The sequence below is a fragment of the Tardiphaga sp. 215_C5_N2_1 genome (assembly GCF_052076055.1).
GTDB lineage: Bacteria > Pseudomonadota > Alphaproteobacteria > Rhizobiales > Xanthobacteraceae > Tardiphaga > Tardiphaga robiniae.
Map to the genome: position 1 here is coordinate 3,773,365 of NZ_CP197240.1, position 15,221 is coordinate 3,788,585.

Annotated in this window: 18 protein-coding genes; 6 read left to right on the top strand and 12 right to left on the bottom strand. The window is 62.6% G+C overall.

Annotated elements, in window-relative coordinates; all coding sequences use genetic code 11:
* Positions 1-317: 317 nt before the first annotated feature.
* From lysA to argH, 3 genes are all read right to left on the bottom strand, one after another.
* The gene (gene lysA, locus AB7828_RS17960) at positions 318-1,583 is read right to left on the bottom strand and encodes a diaminopimelate decarboxylase (protein ID WP_441230776.1); all 1,266 of its coding nucleotides are present in this window, start codon (positions 1,581-1,583) and stop codon (positions 318-320) included.
* 6 nt (positions 1,584-1,589) lie between these two features.
* Positions 1,590-1,874, bottom strand: a complete 285-nt coding sequence (gene lptM, locus AB7828_RS17965; protein ID WP_175365989.1) for an LPS translocon maturation chaperone LptM — start codon at positions 1,872-1,874, stop codon at positions 1,590-1,592.
* 92 nt (positions 1,875-1,966) lie between these two features.
* A complete protein-coding gene (gene argH, locus AB7828_RS17970; RefSeq protein ID WP_441232264.1) occupies positions 1,967-3,364 on the bottom strand; it encodes an argininosuccinate lyase in 1,398 nt (465 codons plus the stop codon).
* 141 nt (positions 3,365-3,505) lie between these two features.
* Here argH and tlpA point away from each other — a divergent pair, with 141 nt between their 5' ends.
* The 3 genes from tlpA to AB7828_RS17985 all read left to right on the top strand — a co-directional run bounded on the left by tlpA (position 3,506) and on the right by AB7828_RS17985 (position 5,083).
* Complete coding sequence (gene tlpA / locus AB7828_RS17975) at positions 3,506-4,180, top strand: thiol:disulfide interchange protein TlpA (RefSeq protein WP_246297386.1); 675 nt, start codon at positions 3,506-3,508, stop codon at positions 4,178-4,180.
* A 146-nt stretch (positions 4,181-4,326) separates the two neighbouring features.
* Positions 4,327-4,686, top strand: a complete 360-nt coding sequence (locus AB7828_RS17980) for a DUF1428 domain-containing protein (RefSeq protein ID WP_089267616.1) — start codon at positions 4,327-4,329, stop codon at positions 4,684-4,686.
* Between the two features lie 19 nt (positions 4,687-4,705).
* On the top strand, positions 4,706-5,083 hold the full coding sequence (locus tag AB7828_RS17985; RefSeq protein ID WP_120287245.1) for a VOC family protein: 378 nt from the start codon (positions 4,706-4,708) through the stop codon (positions 5,081-5,083).
* 41 nt (positions 5,084-5,124) lie between these two features.
* Here AB7828_RS17985 and AB7828_RS17990 read toward each other — a convergent pair whose 3' ends face one another.
* Positions 5,125-6,339 (bottom strand): MFS transporter, encoded by a 1,215-nt coding sequence (locus tag AB7828_RS17990; protein ID WP_441230777.1) that lies wholly within the window; start codon positions 6,337-6,339, stop codon positions 5,125-5,127.
* Between the two features lie 68 nt (positions 6,340-6,407).
* Here AB7828_RS17990 and AB7828_RS17995 point away from each other — a divergent pair, with 68 nt between their 5' ends.
* Positions 6,408-7,397, top strand: a complete 990-nt coding sequence (locus AB7828_RS17995) for an AraC family transcriptional regulator (RefSeq protein ID WP_441230778.1) — start codon at positions 6,408-6,410, stop codon at positions 7,395-7,397.
* Here the strand turns inward: AB7828_RS17995 and AB7828_RS18000 are convergent.
* Together AB7828_RS18000 and AB7828_RS18005 are read right to left on the bottom strand one after the other, a co-directional pair.
* On the bottom strand, positions 7,394-7,588 hold the full coding sequence (locus AB7828_RS18000) for a putative motility protein (protein WP_068729200.1): 195 nt from the start codon (positions 7,586-7,588) through the stop codon (positions 7,394-7,396). The genes AB7828_RS17995 and AB7828_RS18000 overlap by 4 nt on opposite strands.
* A 71-nt stretch (positions 7,589-7,659) precedes the next feature.
* The gene (locus AB7828_RS18005; protein WP_089267621.1) at positions 7,660-8,511 is read right to left on the bottom strand and encodes a LysR family transcriptional regulator; all 852 of its coding nucleotides are present in this window, start codon (positions 8,509-8,511) and stop codon (positions 7,660-7,662) included.
* Between the two features lie 109 nt (positions 8,512-8,620).
* Here AB7828_RS18005 and AB7828_RS18010 point away from each other — a divergent pair, with 109 nt between their 5' ends.
* Complete coding sequence (locus AB7828_RS18010) at positions 8,621-9,004, top strand: tautomerase family protein (RefSeq protein ID WP_441230779.1); 384 nt, start codon at positions 8,621-8,623, stop codon at positions 9,002-9,004.
* 280 nt (positions 9,005-9,284) lie between these two features.
* Here AB7828_RS18010 and AB7828_RS18015 read toward each other — a convergent pair whose 3' ends face one another.
* The 5 genes from AB7828_RS18015 to AB7828_RS18035 all read right to left on the bottom strand — a co-directional run bounded on the left by AB7828_RS18015 (position 9,285) and on the right by AB7828_RS18035 (position 12,957).
* Positions 9,285-10,166, bottom strand: coding sequence for a 3-hydroxybutyryl-CoA dehydrogenase (locus AB7828_RS18015; protein ID WP_089267834.1), 882 nt, complete (start codon positions 10,164-10,166; stop codon positions 9,285-9,287).
* Positions 10,167-10,333: 167 nt separating this feature from the next.
* On the bottom strand, positions 10,334-11,269 hold the full coding sequence (locus AB7828_RS18020) for an electron transfer flavoprotein subunit alpha/FixB family protein (RefSeq protein WP_093757404.1): 936 nt from the start codon (positions 11,267-11,269) through the stop codon (positions 10,334-10,336).
* Positions 11,269-12,018, bottom strand: coding sequence for an electron transfer flavoprotein subunit beta/FixA family protein (locus tag AB7828_RS18025; RefSeq protein WP_439078476.1), 750 nt, complete (start codon positions 12,016-12,018; stop codon positions 11,269-11,271). Before AB7828_RS18025 ends, AB7828_RS18020 begins: the two co-directional genes overlap by 1 nt.
* 138 nt (positions 12,019-12,156) lie before the next feature.
* Positions 12,157-12,729, bottom strand: coding sequence for a cob(I)yrinic acid a,c-diamide adenosyltransferase (locus AB7828_RS18030; protein ID WP_068729209.1), 573 nt, complete (start codon positions 12,727-12,729; stop codon positions 12,157-12,159).
* A 33-nt stretch (positions 12,730-12,762) separates the two neighbouring features.
* Positions 12,763-12,957: a twin transmembrane helix small protein gene (locus AB7828_RS18035; protein WP_068730376.1), complete on the bottom strand. Its 195-nt coding sequence runs from the start codon at positions 12,955-12,957 to the stop codon at positions 12,763-12,765.
* Positions 12,958-13,156: 199 nt separating this feature from the next.
* On the opposite strand from AB7828_RS18035, the gene AB7828_RS18040 reads away from it, so the two are divergent.
* The gene (locus AB7828_RS18040) at positions 13,157-14,017 is read left to right on the top strand and encodes a YihY/virulence factor BrkB family protein (RefSeq protein WP_210269064.1); all 861 of its coding nucleotides are present in this window, start codon (positions 13,157-13,159) and stop codon (positions 14,015-14,017) included.
* On the opposite strand, the gene AB7828_RS18045 is transcribed toward AB7828_RS18040, so the two are convergent.
* Complete coding sequence (locus AB7828_RS18045) at positions 13,944-15,206, bottom strand: ATP-binding protein (RefSeq protein ID WP_441230780.1); 1,263 nt, start codon at positions 15,204-15,206, stop codon at positions 13,944-13,946. The genes AB7828_RS18040 and AB7828_RS18045 overlap by 74 nt on opposite strands.
* Between the last annotated feature and the right edge of the window lie 15 nt (positions 15,207-15,221).

Consider the following 15,221-nt stretch of genomic DNA (forward strand, 5'->3'; position numbering starts at 1 on the left):
TCTCCGATGTTACCGCACGACACACTAGCACGGCGGCGGCAATGAGGCATGGCGCGGGGGCCATCCGTGCACATGCAAAGCCTGAGCCTAAGTCGATTCGGGGCGATTGGGGTCACGAAGGCGTGAGGCAGGTACACACCGATGGTAGCGGCATCCCTCCCCCAAGCGAAGCGCAGTGGGGAGGGTCGGCCGATAGGCCGGGGTGGGGTGCCTGCGCAGGCGCAGAGCGTGAGGATATACCCCACCCGTCTCGACCGCTGCGCGGTCGATCCACCCTCCCCGCTGCGCGGCTACGCCGCTTGGGGGAGGGACAAGAGTCACAACCAGGGCGCGGCCTTGTCCATGGCGATCAGCTGCTCGACTTCGATCCGCGGGCGGACCACCGCATACTGATCGTCCTTCACCAGCACTTCCGGGACCAGCGCGCGGGTGTTGTAGGTTCCCGCCTGCACGGCGCCATAGGCACCGGCGGTCATGATCGCGAGCAAATCGCCGGACTTCAGCTCCGGCAGCTTGCGGTCCAGCGCCAGATAATCACCGGTTTCACAGACCGGGCCGACCACATCAACGGCCGCGAGCTTCGCACCGGGCGCGGGCGCCGCCACCGGCAGAATCTCGTGGTAGGCCTCGTACAAAGTCGGCCGGATCAGATCGTTCATGGCAGCGTCGATGATGACGAAGGTCTTGCCGTCGCCATGCTTCACATGGATGACGCGCGCGACGAGAATGCCGGCATTGCCAACGATCATGCGGCCGGGCTCAAACATCAGCGTGCAGCCGAGATTATGCGTCACACGCTTGACCATGGCCGCATAGGCCATCGGCTCCGGCGGTGCGGCGCGGTCCTCGTAATAGGGAATGCCGAGACCGCCGCCGAAATCGACATGCGAAATCGTGTGGCCGTCGTTGCGCAGCACGGTGACGAAATCAGCCAGGATGCGAAATGCCTGCTCCATCGGGGCGAGATCGGTGATCTGGCTGCCGATATGCATGTCGACGCCGGTGACCTCAATCCCCGGCAGCTTCGCAGCGCGGGCATAGACCTCGCGTGCCTTGCTGATGGGGATGCCGAACTTGTTTTCGGACTTGCCGGTGGAGATCTTGGCATGCGTGCCGGAATCCACGTCCGGATTCACGCGGATCGAAATCCGTGCCGTACGGCCGGTCTCGCCGGCGATGGCCGACAGCATTTCGAGTTCGGGCTCCGACTCGATATTGAGGCAGAGAATGTCCTCATCGAGCGCCAACCGCAGCTCGTCCGCAGTCTTGCCGACCCCGGAAAACACGATCTTCTTCGGCGGGATGCCGGCGGCCAGCGCGCGCTTCAATTCACCACCGGAGACCACATCAGCGCCCGCGCCGAGCTTGGCCAGCGTGCGCAGCACCGACTGGTTGGAATTCGCCTTCATGGCGTAGCAGACCAGCGCCTTGGTATCGGCAAAGGCCTCGGTGAAGACGCGGTAGTGCCGCTCCAGCGTTGCAGTCGAATAGCAATAGAATGGCGTGCCGACGGCATCCGCCATTTCGGCAATATCAACGCCTTCGGCGTGCAGCACGCCGTTGCGATAGTCGAAATGGCGCATGGCGAGTTAGTCCAGGATCGGATCGAGCAGGAATGGCTTCTTGCGGCCACGGGTCGCTGCCGGCGGGCCCTCATCGACACCGTTCGAGGGCGCGAACACGTCCCTGCCCTTGTTGGCAGCCGACTGTGCATCGGGATCCGCTGCCGGAGCGCCGGTGCCCATCGGCTGCGCGGACGCCTGTGGCGGCAGATCGAGGCCGCCTTTACGGCCGCAGCCAGCCAGCGCCAAAGCAGAAACGGTCAGAACGAGAATGGCCCATCGCGCGGACGCAGGGCGGGTCGGACGAGTCACAGCTAAATCCCCAAATGCGGGCGCACCATACAAAGATTGCCGCGCTCTGGCGAGACCCCGAAATCCATTGAATTTTCGCACGCCAAGCCCGATCAGCCCAATTTCCGCTCTTTTTCCAGTCGCTTGAGCCAGGCCTTCGCCTGCGACGTCACATTCTTCGGCGCCGTGCCGCCATAGCTGACCCGGCTCTTCACCGACGATTCCACCGACAGCACCTTCATCACTTCTGCCGTGATCTTCGGTTCCACCGCCTGCATCTCCTTCAGGTCGAGCTCGTGCAACGCCACGCCCTTCTTGGTGGCGATGCCGACGATCCGGCCGGTGACGTGATGCGCCTCGCGGAACGGCATTTTCAGCGTCCGTACCAGCCAGTCCGCCAGATCGGTGGCGGTGGCATAGCCCTCGCCGGCAGCAAGCTTCATGCGCTCCTCATTGGGCACGAGATCGCGGACCATGCCGGCAATCGCGCGGATCGCCAGCGATAGCGCCGAATAGGCCTCCATCGCGCCCGCTTTGTCCTCCTGCATGTCCTTCTGATAGGCCAGCGGCAGGCCCTTCATGACAATCAACAATCCGGTGAGCGAGCCGATCACGCGGCCGGTCTTGGCGCGGACCAGTTCGGCGGCATCCGGATTGCGCTTCTGCGGCATGATCGAGGAGCCGGTGGTGAACTTGTCCGAGAGTCTGACGAGGCCGACCAGCGGCGAGGTCCAGATCACGATCTCCTCGGCGAAGCGCGACAGATGTACGGCTGCGATCGAAGCCGCCGACAGCGTCTCGAGTACGAAATCGCGGTCCGACACCGCATCGAGCGAATTGGCCATCGGGCGATCGAAGCCCAGCGCCTTGGCGGTGGCATGGCGGTCGATCGGGAACGAGGTGCCGGCCAGCGCGGCGGCGCCGAGTGGGCTTTCATTGAGGCGCTTGCGCGCATCGGCGAAACGGCCGCGATCGCGCGACACCATTTCCACATAAGCCAGCAGATGATGACCGAAGGTCACCGGCTGCGCAGTCTGCAAATGGGTGAAGCCGGGCATCACCGTGTCGGCATGCTCCAGCGCACGATCGACCAGTGCCCGCTGCAACGACACAAAGGCCGCATCGATCTCGTCGATGGTATCGCGCACGAACAGCCGGAAGTCGGTCGCAACCTGGTCGTTGCGCGAACGCGCCGTGTGCAGACGGCCGGAGGCCGGGCCGATCAGCTCGCCTAGCCGGCTCTCCACATTCATGTGAATGTCTTCGAGCGCCCGCTTGAATGTGAACGCCCCCTTGCTGATCTCTGACAGGATCGTGTCTAGACCGCCTGCGATATTTTTCGCATCTTTCGCGGTGATAATCCCTTGCCTGGCAAGCATCGCAGCATGGGCCTTGGACGCGGTAATGTCCTGGGCATAGAGGTGGCGATCGACGTCGATGGAGACATTGATTTCCTCCATGATGGCGTCGGGGCTTTCATCGAACAGCCCGCCCCACATCTTGTTGCTCACATTGGAGCCCTTACCGTCATTGCTGGACTTGCCGTTGCCCTTGCGCGAAGCCATGAATTGTCACTCATCTTTAACCGCAGCCGACGGATCGTCCGTCGCCAACCGTTGCATAGCCCTAACTGAGACCGAATGACAAACCCTATGCCCGACCAGCCTGCCCCCCGTCCGGCCAAACGCCGCCTGATCGTGCTTGGCGCGGTGCTCGTGGGCGCCGTGATCGGCTTTGCCGCGGTATCCAATATGGATCGGCTGCGGCAACAGGCTGCGCCGGGCGATCCAACCTGTGCACCGGCCATAGCGCTGTCGAAGAAGATCGAGCCGCTGGCGCGCGGCGAAGTCGCCGGCCTGACCATGGCCAGGACGCCGCTGAAACTGCCGGACCTCGCTTTCAGGGATGCCGATGGCCAGGAGAAGAAGCTGTCCGACTGGCGCGGCCGGACGGTGCTGGTGAACCTGTGGGCCACCTGGTGCGTGCCCTGCCGCAAGGAAATGCCGGCGCTGAACAACCTCGAGACCAAGCTCGGCGGCCCGGATTTCCAGGTCGTGGCAATCAATATCGACACCCGCGACGCCGAGAAGCCGAAGGCTTTCCTGAAAGACGGCGGCCTCAACCGGCTGGATTATTTCACCGACACCTCAGCCAAGGTGTTCCAGGACCTCAAGGGCATCGGCCGTGCACTGGGTATGCCGACCTCGGTGCTGATCGACGGCAAGGGCTGCGAGATCGCGACCATCGCCGGCCCCGCCGAATGGGACAGCGAAGATGCCATCAAGCTGCTGAAAGCGGCGGTGAAGCCCGCCGCGGCCAGTTTCTGAAGACCACGGCACTGCGACATACGGCCGCCTGCGCGGATCGCAAAATTCTCCAGAATGCTGTCGGATGAACGCAATTGCGTTCGTCTTGAAAACAACCGGGCCACGCGCGCCCGGCGCCGACGCATGACAGCAGGGAGAAACGACCAATGGCCTATATCGACGGATTCCTCGTTCCGGTGCCGAAGAAGAAGCTAAAAGCCTATGCCGCCATCGCGCGCAAGGCCGGCAAAATCTGGCGCGAATACGGCGCACTCGACTATCAGGAATGTGTCGCCGATGACGTCAGCGTCGGCAAATGGACATCGTTCCCGCGCAGCGTGAAACTGAAACCCGACGAGACCGTTGTGTTTTCCTATATCATCTACAAGACGCGCAAAGATCGCGACCGCATCAACGCCAAAGTGATGAAGGATCCGCGCCTCGCCAAGATGATGGATCCGAAGGCAATGCCGTTCGATGCCAAGCGCATGATCTATGGTGGCTTCAAGACGCTGGTTTCAGTCTGACGCAACAACGGAGGACGCCATGACGCCGCACGGTCATTTCAACTGGAATGAATTCGTGACGCGCGATCCCGAGCGCGCGAAAGCCTTCTATCAGGAGACCATCGGCTGGACCTATCAGGCCAAGAAGCTGGCGGGCGGCGGCATCTACTGGATCGCAATGATGGACAATGTGCCGGTCGGCGGCATCTTCCACGCGGAAGGCCCGGGCTACGAGAATGTACCCGATGGCTGGATGCCGTATCTCGCGGTCGACGATGTCGATATCAGAGTGAAGAAAGCCGTCGCGGCCGGCGCGACGCTGATGCGGCCGGTATTCGACATTCCCGATGTCGGCCGGCTCGCAATCCTGCTGCAGCCCGGCGGTGCCGGGATCGGCTGGATCACACCGGTCGCGTAAGAGAAGCCGGGAGGCAGCAGGCTGCTGCCTCCCTTCGCGCTTCAGGCCGGCACTTCGCCGCCGCTGCGCGACAGCAATACGAGCAGCGCGCCCGCCAGTGTCGCCGCTGCGAGATAACCAACGGCACCGAACGGACCGAAACCGTCGACCAGAATGCCGCCAACGACTGCGCCAACCGTGATCGCGACCTGGAAAGCCGACACGAGCAGGCCGCCCGCAGATTCAGCTTCGTCCGATGCGACCCGCACCATCCATGTCTGGAAGCCAACCGGCAGCACGCCGAACGCAAAACCCCAGAGGCCAACTGCGATGCCCGCGACAAGGCCCGAAGCGCCAAAGACAAACAGCACCAGCGCGAGCACGGCGATCGCCGCAGATCCCGTGACGATCGCAAGTTTCGCACTGCGGGCGACAAGCACCCCGCCCGCGAAATTGCCGAAGAAACCGCCAACGCCATAAGCCAGCAGGACGAGCGAGATCGCAGTGACCGGAAGCTGCGGCACTTGTTCGAGGAAATGCCGGACGTAAGTGAATCCGGCGAAGTGGCCCGAGATACTGACGGCGATTGCGATCATCACAAGCCGGACACTGGGCCGATGCATCAGCACGAACAGCGTGCGCACATCCGGTGATGTGAGCGGCGGCAAGCGCGGCAGCGTCAGCACCTGAAAGACGAGCACGACGGCGCCGACAGCGGCCGCCAGCAAGAACACGTTCCGCCAGCCCCACAGATCGCCAAGATATGCACCGATGGGCGCAGCGCTGACGGTGGCGATCGAAACGCCACTGAAAATCAGCGAGATCGCGCGCGGCAGCGCCTCCGCCGGAACAAGCCGCATCGCTGTGGCAGTTGCCATTGCCCAAAAACCGCTGAGGCTGATGCCGAGCAGCACGCGGGCAAGCAACAGGATCGGCAGGTTGCTTGCGGTAGCTGACAGCAGATTGGACACGATCAGCAGCACTGTGAGCGACCACAGGACGACGCGGCGATCCATGGCGCGTGTCACAATGGCCGTCGCAAGCCCGGCGATGATTCCGACAAGGGAAGTCGCCGTCACCACCTGCCCGGCAGCACCAACCGAGACGCCGAGATCGGTGGCGATCGGCGTAAGCAGACTGGCGGGCAGGAATTCAGCCGTGACCTGGCTGAACGCGCCAAGCATCAAGGAGACAACAGCCGCCCAAGCCGCGTCCGTCCGCTCAGTGGTTACGGGAGAAACATCGGCATCAAGTGCAGCAGTGGCGGAATCAGTCATGGCAGTCTCCAGCAGGGACCCCGGAGATGGAGGTGACCTCCTGGAGTTTCCATGCTAGAAAACCCTCAATGCTTGATCATTCGTCCACAACTGTCGCCACTCACCCCCTGACCGAAATGCTCCGGGGCTTGAAGATTGAGGGCGTCGATTACGTCCGCTGCCGCATGACCGAGCCATGGGGGCTGGTATTCCCGGCACGGCCGAAGGCGCAATTCCACTTCGTCGCCGAACGCGGCTGCTGGCTGCGAACTCTTGATAACGCGTGGGTCCGCCTTGAACCAGGTGATGCGGTCTTGCTGCCGCGCGGCGCGGAACATGCGCTGGCGAGTTCACCCGATGCCTTCCCGGCGCCGGTCGAGAATTGCCAGTTCGAGCCGGTTTGCTGCGGCATCCTCGACACCTGCAGCGGCGGCAACAGAAATGGCGAAGAAACCGTGCTGTTCGGCGCCGGCATGACCTTCAACCTCGACAGCCAGCATCCGTTACTGCTGATGATGCCTGAGCTGATGCAGATGCACGAACTGGCCACCGACGAGCCCGCCATCCCGCATCTGCTTGAGGCCATGACGTCCGAACTGGCGCTGGATCGCGTCGGTGCCGGCGGCATGCTGACGCGGCTGGCCGATGTTGTCGCCGCTGCACTGATCCGCAACTGGGTGGAGAAGGGCTGCGGCTCTGCCGGTTGGGTCGCAGCAGCACGCGATCCCGGTATCGGGCGAGTTCTCGCTGCGATCCATCGCGATCCGACCAGGGATTGGACCGTCGAGGCGCTGGCGAACGTCATGCATGCGTCACGCTCGGCATTTGCGTTGCGCTTCGCCAATGTCGTCGGCCAGACACCGGCCCGTTACGTCGCGCAATTGCGGATGCAGGAAGCAAAGCAGTGGCTCGTTCGCGACCGCCTAAAGATCGCGGTCGTCGCACGGCGGCTTGGCTATGAATCGGAAGCAGCGTTCAGTCGTGCCTTCAAGCGCATCATTGGCACGCCGCCCAGCCATTTTCGCGCGACACTGACTGCTGCGTCCAGCGACGACCAGCCAGGTTCGACAGCGCCTTAAGCGGCGATATCGACGTTGCCGCCGACGCCCGCGCCGAGATTGGCCTGCGAGGCCTGCTGCGCGCCGCCGAGCAGCGTCAACACGGTGTTCTTTTCCATGTCGGCATTCGACTTCATGATCGAGGTGGCGATCTGCGACTGCGTTCCCGCCGCCTTCATGGCAAGCGCGCTGGCAACCAAGGCCATATCCATAGAAATACTCCGTAACGTCGTACCGCCGGTATAGCGGTGCGGGGTTAACGAATGTTGACCTGGTGCAACAATCAGCCGGCATTCGCCCGAAATGCCGCACCCAGCGTGCGCAGCGCGCCGCGCGCCCGCGCATCGGTGAGGCTGGAATGCAGCATCGTCTCGGCATCCTGCAATTTCGGCAGACCGAGGCGCGGGCCGAGATCGATACTGCCGGCGGGAGCAACACGGCGGACCAGCGCACCAACGGCGAGACCGGCGGAAATCGCTGCGCCGATGGTCGCAACGCCGCCGCCAACGAAGGCTTCGGTCCACGGAATGCCAGCCCCATCGAGTGCCGCAATCGCCGCCGAACGGACCGTACATGGCGCGGATTGCGCCGCGAGTCGCAGCGGCTCACCGGGCGCGTGCCGAAAATCCAGCGTGCCCATCCAGCCAAATGGTTCTTCCATCAAGACCTCGCCGTCACCACGTCGCCTGTCGATCCGCAACACGATCGCCGCGTCGAGATCGCCAGCATCATAGGCCGACAGCAGGACCCGCGATGACTCGATCCGCAATTCGATCACCAGGGACGGATCGGTCGCGCTCATGCGTTTCAATACGTCGGCAAGATCGGCGCCGACGAGATGATGGCTGATCCCCACCACGAGACGCCGCCGCTCCGCAGCGAATGAGCCAATGGCCGACTGATGCGCCGCGACGAGATTTCGCGCGGAGGCCAGAAAAGCCGCCCCCTCCGCCGACAGGCGCACCAGCCGCGGCGTTCGCTCCAGCAGGCGCTTACCCAGCCCGCTTTCCAGCCGCTTGATCTTCAGGCTGATCGCCGACTGCGTGCTTCCCATGGCCTCGGCGGCGCGGGTGAAGCTGGTGAGATCGGCCACCAGCACAAAGGCCTGCACGGCCTCGATATCGAGCGCTTTCATCGACCAATCATTTCAATATGACATCATTGAAATATTATTTCATACGATTTTCCAATGATCAATATGGGATTAGGTTTGCTGTATCGGATTTGAACGACAGGAGACCACCATGCCGCTGGTTCGCATTTCACTGAATAAGGGCAAGCCTGCCGCCTATCGGGAGGCGATCGCCGAAGGCGTCTATCAGGCGCTGCGCGAGACCTTCAACGTCCCGGAGGGCGACCGTTTCGTCACCATCTCGGAGCATGAGGATGGCACTTTCATCTATGATCCGAATTATCTCGGCATTCGCCGGACCGATGACCTCGTCATCATCCAGCTGACGGTCAGTAACACCCGCCCGCGTGAGCAGAAGCAGGCGCTCTACAAACAGATCGTCGAGAAGTTGACTGACAGACCGGGCCTGCGGCCCGAAGACGTCTTCATCAACCTCGTCGAGGTGCTGCCGGAGAACTGGTCGTTCGGCAATGGCGTGGCGCAGTACGTGACATGATTACGCAGCGCGAGACATTGACGGCGCATCTGTGCGGAGTCGGCATGGGCATGGCGATGATCGTCGGGATGGTACCGGCGACGGTGAGCTTGATGCGGATGTTGGTTTAACTTGGCCGCGAGGCCAACCACACACACCCTCGTCATCCGCGGGCAGCGCGAAGCAAGCTTCGCTGGATGACCCGCGGATCCATCCTTCTTCCTTGCATGCGTGAAGGTGGATTGCCGGGTCAAGCCCGGCAATGACAGCGTTCTATCTTAAAAAAGACGAGCGCTTCGCCTCAGCGCGTCGGGATCGGCTTCTCGCCGCGATAGTCGTAGAAACCGCGCTGGGTCTTGCGACCGAGCCAGCCGGCTTCGACATATTTCACCAGCAGCGGGCACGGCCGATACTTGGAGTCGGCGAGGCCTTCATGCAGCACCTGCATGATCGACAGGCACGTATCGAGGCCGATGAAGTCGGCGAGTTCGAGCGGGCCCATCGGGTGATGCGCACCGAGCTTCATCGCAGCATCGATGGCTTCGACATTGCCGACGCCTTCATACAGCGTGTAGATCGCCTCGTTGATCATCGGCAACAGAATGCGGTTGACGATGAAGGCCGGGAAATCTTCCGAAACGGCGATCTGCTTGCCGAGCCTCGTGACGAAGTCCTTGGACGCATCGAAGGTCGCGTCATCGGTGGCAATACCGCGGATCAGTTCGACCAGCTCCATCAACGGCACCGGATTCATGAAGTGAATGCCGATGAACTTCTCGGGACGGTCGGTCGACGCGGCGAGGCGCGTGATCGAGATCGACGATGTGTTGGAGGCGATGATTGCCTCCGGCTTCAACACGGCGCAGAGATCGTGGAAGATCTTGCGCTTGATCTCTTCCTTCTCGACGGCGGATTCGATCACGAGATCGCAATCGGCAAGGCCGTCCATCGTGTCCGACGAGGTGATGCGATCCAGCGCGGCCTTGCGTGCATCCTCGGTGATGACCTTCTTCGACACCTGACGCGACAGGTTGCCGTTGATCGTCGCCATGGCAGACTTCAGGCGGTCGGCAGAGACATCGTTCAGCACAACTTCGAGGCCGCCCAATGCAGCCACATGCGCAATGCCATTGCCCATCTGGCCCGAGCCGATCACGCCGACTTTCTTGATCATAACCGCCATCTTGCTTGTCATCTCTGGGAACACGCCGCCCGCGCATGCCGCGTTCGGAAAGCTATCTTTACATAAAATATCGGCCGGAGTCAGTCACTCCGGCCGATGTCGTTAATTGAGGCGCAAAGCCCTAATTCAGCAAGGCCTTATTTGCCAAATCCTTGCCTGCCGGGCCTCTACTTGCCGAGTGCTTCGGTCAGCTCCGGCACGGCCTGGTAGAGGTCGGCGACCAGGCCGTAATCGGCGACCTGGAAGATCGGCGCGTCTTCGTCCTTGTTGATCGCGACGATCACCTTGGAGTCCTTCATACCGGCGAGATGCTGGATCGCGCCGGAAATGCCGATGGCGATATACAGCTCCGGAGCCACGACCTTGCCGGTCTGGCCGACCTGCCAGTCGTTCGGGGCATAGCCGGCATCCACCGCGGCGCGCGAGGCGCCGACACCGGCGCCGAGCTTGTCGGCGAGCGGCTCGATATATTTGGCGAAATTCTCGCGGCTCTGCATGGCACGGCCACCGGAGACGATGATCTTCGCCGAGGTCAGTTCCGGACGATCGCTCTTGGCCATGTCCTCGCCGACGAAGGTCGACAAACCCGGATTCTCGGCCGCCTTGACGTCTTCCACCGCCGCGCTGCCGCCTTCACCGGCTGCACCGAAGGTCGAGGTACGCACCGTAATGACCTTCTTGGCATCCTTGGACTTCACGGTCTGGATCGCGTTACCGGCATAGATCGGACGCTCATAGGTGTCGGGTGCGATGACCTTGGTGATTTCCGACACCTGCATCACGTCGAGCAGGGCGGCGACGCGCGGCATCACGTTCTTCGAGCGCGTGGTCGCAGCGGCGATCAGCACGTCATAGGCGGGCGCCAGCGACACGATCAGCGCGGCCAGCGGCTCGGCGAGATCGTGGGCATAAGAGGCGTCGTCGGCGAGCAGCACCTTGGTGACGCCCTGCAGCTTGGCGGCAGCTTCCGCGGCCGGCTTCGCATTCTGGCCGGCAACGAGGATGTGCACCTCGCCGCCGATCTGGGTGGCAGCGGTGAGCGCCTTGTTGGTGGAATCCTTCAGGGTGGCGTTGTCGTGATCGGCAAGCAGCAATGTCGGCATTAGAGCACCCCGGCTTCAGTCTTGAGTTTCGATACCAGTTCGGCGACGTCCTTGACCTTGACGCCGGCCTTGCGGCCGCCCGGTTCGCTGGTCTTGATGATCTCGAGACGCGGAGAGATATCGACGCCGTAACCATCGGCGGTCTTCTCGTCGATCGGCTTCTTCTTTGCCTTCATGATGTTCGGCAGCGACGCATAGCGCGGCTCGTTCAGACGAAGATCGGTGGTGACAATTGCCGGTCCCTTGAGCTTGACGGTTTGCAGACCGCCATCGACTTCACGGGTCACGGTGACGTCGTCGCCTTCGACAACCAGCTTGTTGGCGAAGGTCGCCTGCGGCCAGCCGAGCAGCGCGGCCAGCATCTGGCCGGTCTGGTTGGCGTCGTCGTCGATCGCCTGCTTGCCGAGGATCACCAGGCCCGGCTTTTCCTCATCGGCGACGGCCTTGAGGATCTTCGCCACGGCGAGCGGCTCGACGGTGCCGTCAACCTTGACGAGGATGCCACGGTCGGCGCCCATCGCGAGGCCGGTGCGGAGGGTTTCGGACGCCTGTGCGGGACCGATCGAGACCACGACCACCTCGGTTGCCTTGCCGGCCTCTTTCAGGCGCAGGGCTTCCTCGACAGCGATTTCGTCGAACGGATTCATCGACATCTTGACGTTGGACAGTTCGACGCCCGATCCGTCGCTCTTGACGCGAACCTTGACGTTGTAATCGACCACCCGTTTGACCGCGACCAGAACCTTCATCGATCCTCTTTCGTGTGAGTTTTATTGTTTCAGAGCTTGCTCGGAAGCTTGGGCGCGGAACCTAAAGCCCCTGCCACACGGGGTCAACGCGCCAGACCCGAAAATCGAATGTCTCTAGGCCCGCCGATTTAGCCGAAATTACCGGTTCTGGCCGGGCACCCAGAGCACGTCGCCGGCGCCATTGTCGTTCTGCGAGCGGCTGGCGACGAACAGGAAGTCCGACAGCCGGTTCATATACTGGATACCAGCGTCGGAGACCGGCTCATCGGGCTGGGCGGCGAGTTCCACCATGATCCGTTCCGCACGGCGGCAGATCGTCCGGGCGACATGAAGGTGAGCGGCGGCAGGAGTTCCGCCAGGCAAAACAAACGAGGTCAGATCGGCCAGCGGCGCGTTGAGCATGTCAATATCATTCTCCAACCGCTCGACCTGACTCGCCAGCAGGCGCAGCCGCTCGGCCTTGCCCTCGCGCTGCGGAACCGCGAGATCGGCCCCGAGATCGAACAGATCGTTCTGGATCAGCCCGAGCATCGCATCTAGGGACCGCGCATGGGCGAGATGCAATCGCACCACGCCGATCGCGGCATTGGTCTCATCGACGGTTCCATAGGCGCTGACACGGAGATCGTATTTCGGCCGACGTTCGCCGGTGCCGAGGGCCGTCGTGCCGTCATCGCCGGTGCGGGTGTAGATGCGGTTGAGAACGACCATCGAATTGATCCAGCGCCAGTTAAGGAATTTGCGTCAGCGGCCCATCGCCCAGACGGTGGCCATGGTGAGGATAATAGCGACGAATTGCAGCACCACGCGCCACCGCATCAGCTTCTGCGAGCGATCAGGCGAGCCGCCGCGCATCATATTGAACAGGCCAAGCAGCAGGACCAGTGCAACGGCGCCGACCGCGATGGGGAGGATAATGTTGCTGAGCGTTGATGTCATATCGGCTACATAACACTGCGTCACGGGCTGCGCTATCGCCGACCTTCAAAATGGCACAGCGGTTACGCGCGCGCCGCAATGCAACGATCTGGCTTTTTCGCGTTAGATATCAGAAGCTAACATGAGGGCCGGTGATTTGCCGGGCCGATCCCGGACCAGGTGGCACGTGGGGCAGATACGCACCGTCTACGATGTTGTGATGGACGCCTTCTATACGTTTCTTGCCGATGACGGCTGGGCGATCGCCAGCCATATCGCTCTCTCCACCCTGATGGCGCTGTTTCCGTTCCTGATCGTGCTGGCCTCGCTGGCCGGCTTTTTCGGCTCCAAGAATCTCGCCGATCAGGCCGTCGGCCTGCTGCTGGAGGTCTGGCCCGATCAGGTGGCTGGCGCCCTGTCCTCGCAGATCCACGACGTGCTGACCACCACCCGCGGCGATGCGCTCACCATCGGTCTCGTGCTCGCAGTGTATTTCGCCTCCAACGGCGTCGAGAGCCTGCGCGTTGCCCTGAACCGCGCATATTCGGTGATCGAGCTGCGGCGCTGGTACTGGCTGCGGCTGGAGTCGATCGGCTACACGCTGGTCGCTGCCGTCACCGCGCTCGCCATGGCGTTCCTGATCGTGCTCGGCCCGCTGATGCTGGAAATCGTGAGGCGCTATGTCCCGCTGATGGTCGAGAACAACGAGCGGCTGCTGACGGTGGCGCGTTACGGCATCACCATCGTCGCGATGGTAATCGCATTATTCATCCTGCATGTGTGGCTGCCGGCAGGCCGCCGCACCTTCAGTCAGATCCTGCCGGGCATCATCTTCACGATGCTGGCGTCGCTGGCGTCGGGCATCGGCTTCGGTCTTTATCTGGCGCGCTTCGCCAACAATTACGTGACGATGTATGCTGGCCTGGCATCGGTGATCATCGCGCTGGTGTTTCTATACTTTATCGCGGCGATCTTCGTATTCGGCGGCGAACTCAATGCCGCCATCATCAAGTCACGGCTGCCCCACGGCGTCTCGCTTCAAGCAGCGCAGTCGCTAGCGCCCGCGGAGACACCGGTTTGATCAGGAATGCGTCGGCGCCCGCGTGACGCGATGCGGCTTCGTCTTCACTGCGACCGGACACGCCAATGATCGCGACGTGGCCATGCGGCGCCCTCAGCGCACGAATCTGCCGGATCGCCTCGACGCCATCGATACCCGGCAGCACCATGTCCATGAGCACCGCATCGAACGTGCCCTGCGCAACGCGCTCCGCCGCTGCTTCGCCACGACCGATGAACTCGGCCTGATGACCGAGTTCGGTGAGAATGGCATTGAGCACGACGCGACCAAACGGATTGTCCTCAACGCTCAGCACCCGCAGCGCGTCTCCCGGCGCAAAAGCAGCATCATCGGCGCTCGACATGATGGCGATCGGACCGCTCGTCTTGTCGAGGCCGACCGTCAGCGCGAACACTGTCCCACCGCCGCGGCTCTGCGCCACAGTGATGTCGCCACCCATGGCGCGGGCGAGTTGTTTGACCGACGACAGGCCGAGGCCGGCGCCGCCAAAACGCGACGCGATCGACACATTGGCCTGCGAGAACGGTTTGAACAGCCGCTTGATCTCGGCGAGCGTGAGCCCGATGCCGCTATCGGAGACGGTGAAAGATACGCCGACCTTGCCCGCCATGCGCACAGGCGAGACCTTCAGCGCGACATTGCCCTGCTCGGTAAATTTCACCGCATTGTCGATCAGATTTTCCAGCGCCGCGCGCAGCCGCACGGGATCGCCGACCACGAACACCGGCAGTCTGTCGGAGATCGCGACCCGCGACAGCAGTCCCTTGGCAGCCGCGCGGCCCGCGAGCGAGTCGCCGATGTTGCGGGCAAGCGCGCGCAGATCGAAGAAGTCCTGCCGTAGTTCGAACCTGGATTTGCTGCTGCGTGCCGCATCGACGAACAATGTCGCGAGACCCGCCAGATGTTCGGCGCCAGCCTTGATCGTCTCGACCCAGCGCCGCTCACGCTCGTCGAGATCGGAGGTGGCCAGCAGGTCGCTGACCGCAAGAATGCCGGTCAGCGGCGTGCGCACTTCATGGGCAAACACCGCCAGCGCGGTTTCCACCATCGTATCGGCATGCGCGGATCTGCGCTTGGCGCGCGGCTTCGATGCAGGCTTCTTTGCCGCACGCTTCTTGGCCGCGCGTTTTTTCAGCGTTTGCTTGGTGCGCGTCCGCATCTTGCGCGGAGAGCGCGATGTCAGCGCCATATGTTGCCCACCCGT

Bases quoted from the DNA above. Each gene is read 5' to 3' on its own strand.
- AB7828_RS18000 (WP_068729200.1), bottom strand. From the start codon at position 7,588: ATGGATATGGCCTTGGTTGCCAGCGCGCTTGCCATGAAGGCGGCGGGA.
- AB7828_RS18025 (WP_439078476.1), bottom strand. From the start codon at position 12,018: ATGAAGGTTCTGGTCGCGGTCAAACGGGTGGTCGATTACAACGTCAAG.
- AB7828_RS18020 (WP_093757404.1), bottom strand. From the start codon at position 11,269: ATGCCGACATTGCTGCTTGCCGATCACGACAACGCCACCCTGAAGGAT.
- AB7828_RS18005 (WP_089267621.1), bottom strand. From the start codon at position 8,511: ATGAAAGCGCTCGATATCGAGGCCGTGCAGGCCTTTGTGCTGGTGGCC.
- AB7828_RS17980 (WP_089267616.1), top strand. From the start codon at position 4,327: ATGGCCTATATCGACGGATTCCTCGTTCCGGTGCCGAAGAAGAAGCTA.
- lysA (WP_441230776.1), bottom strand. From the start codon at position 1,583: ATGCGCCATTTCGACTATCGCAACGGCGTGCTGCACGCCGAAGGCGTT.
- AB7828_RS17985 (WP_120287245.1), top strand. From the start codon at position 4,706: ATGACGCCGCACGGTCATTTCAACTGGAATGAATTCGTGACGCGCGAT.
- AB7828_RS18045 (WP_441230780.1), bottom strand. From the start codon at position 15,206: ATGGCGCTGACATCGCGCTCTCCGCGCAAGATGCGGACGCGCACCAAG.
- AB7828_RS18015 (WP_089267834.1), bottom strand. From the start codon at position 10,166: ATGGCGGTTATGATCAAGAAAGTCGGCGTGATCGGCTCGGGCCAGATG.
- AB7828_RS17990 (WP_441230777.1), bottom strand. From the start codon at position 6,339: ATGACTGATTCCGCCACTGCTGCACTTGATGCCGATGTTTCTCCCGTA.
- AB7828_RS18030 (WP_068729209.1), bottom strand. From the start codon at position 12,729: ATGGTCGTTCTCAACCGCATCTACACCCGCACCGGCGATGACGGCACG.
- tlpA (WP_246297386.1), top strand. From the start codon at position 3,506: ATGCCCGACCAGCCTGCCCCCCGTCCGGCCAAACGCCGCCTGATCGTG.
- AB7828_RS18035 (WP_068730376.1), bottom strand. From the start codon at position 12,957: ATGACATCAACGCTCAGCAACATTATCCTCCCCATCGCGGTCGGCGCC.
- AB7828_RS18040 (WP_210269064.1), top strand. From the start codon at position 13,157: ATGGACGCCTTCTATACGTTTCTTGCCGATGACGGCTGGGCGATCGCC.
- AB7828_RS18010 (WP_441230779.1), top strand. From the start codon at position 8,621: ATGCCGCTGGTTCGCATTTCACTGAATAAGGGCAAGCCTGCCGCCTAT.
- AB7828_RS17995 (WP_441230778.1), top strand. From the start codon at position 6,408: ATGCTTGATCATTCGTCCACAACTGTCGCCACTCACCCCCTGACCGAA.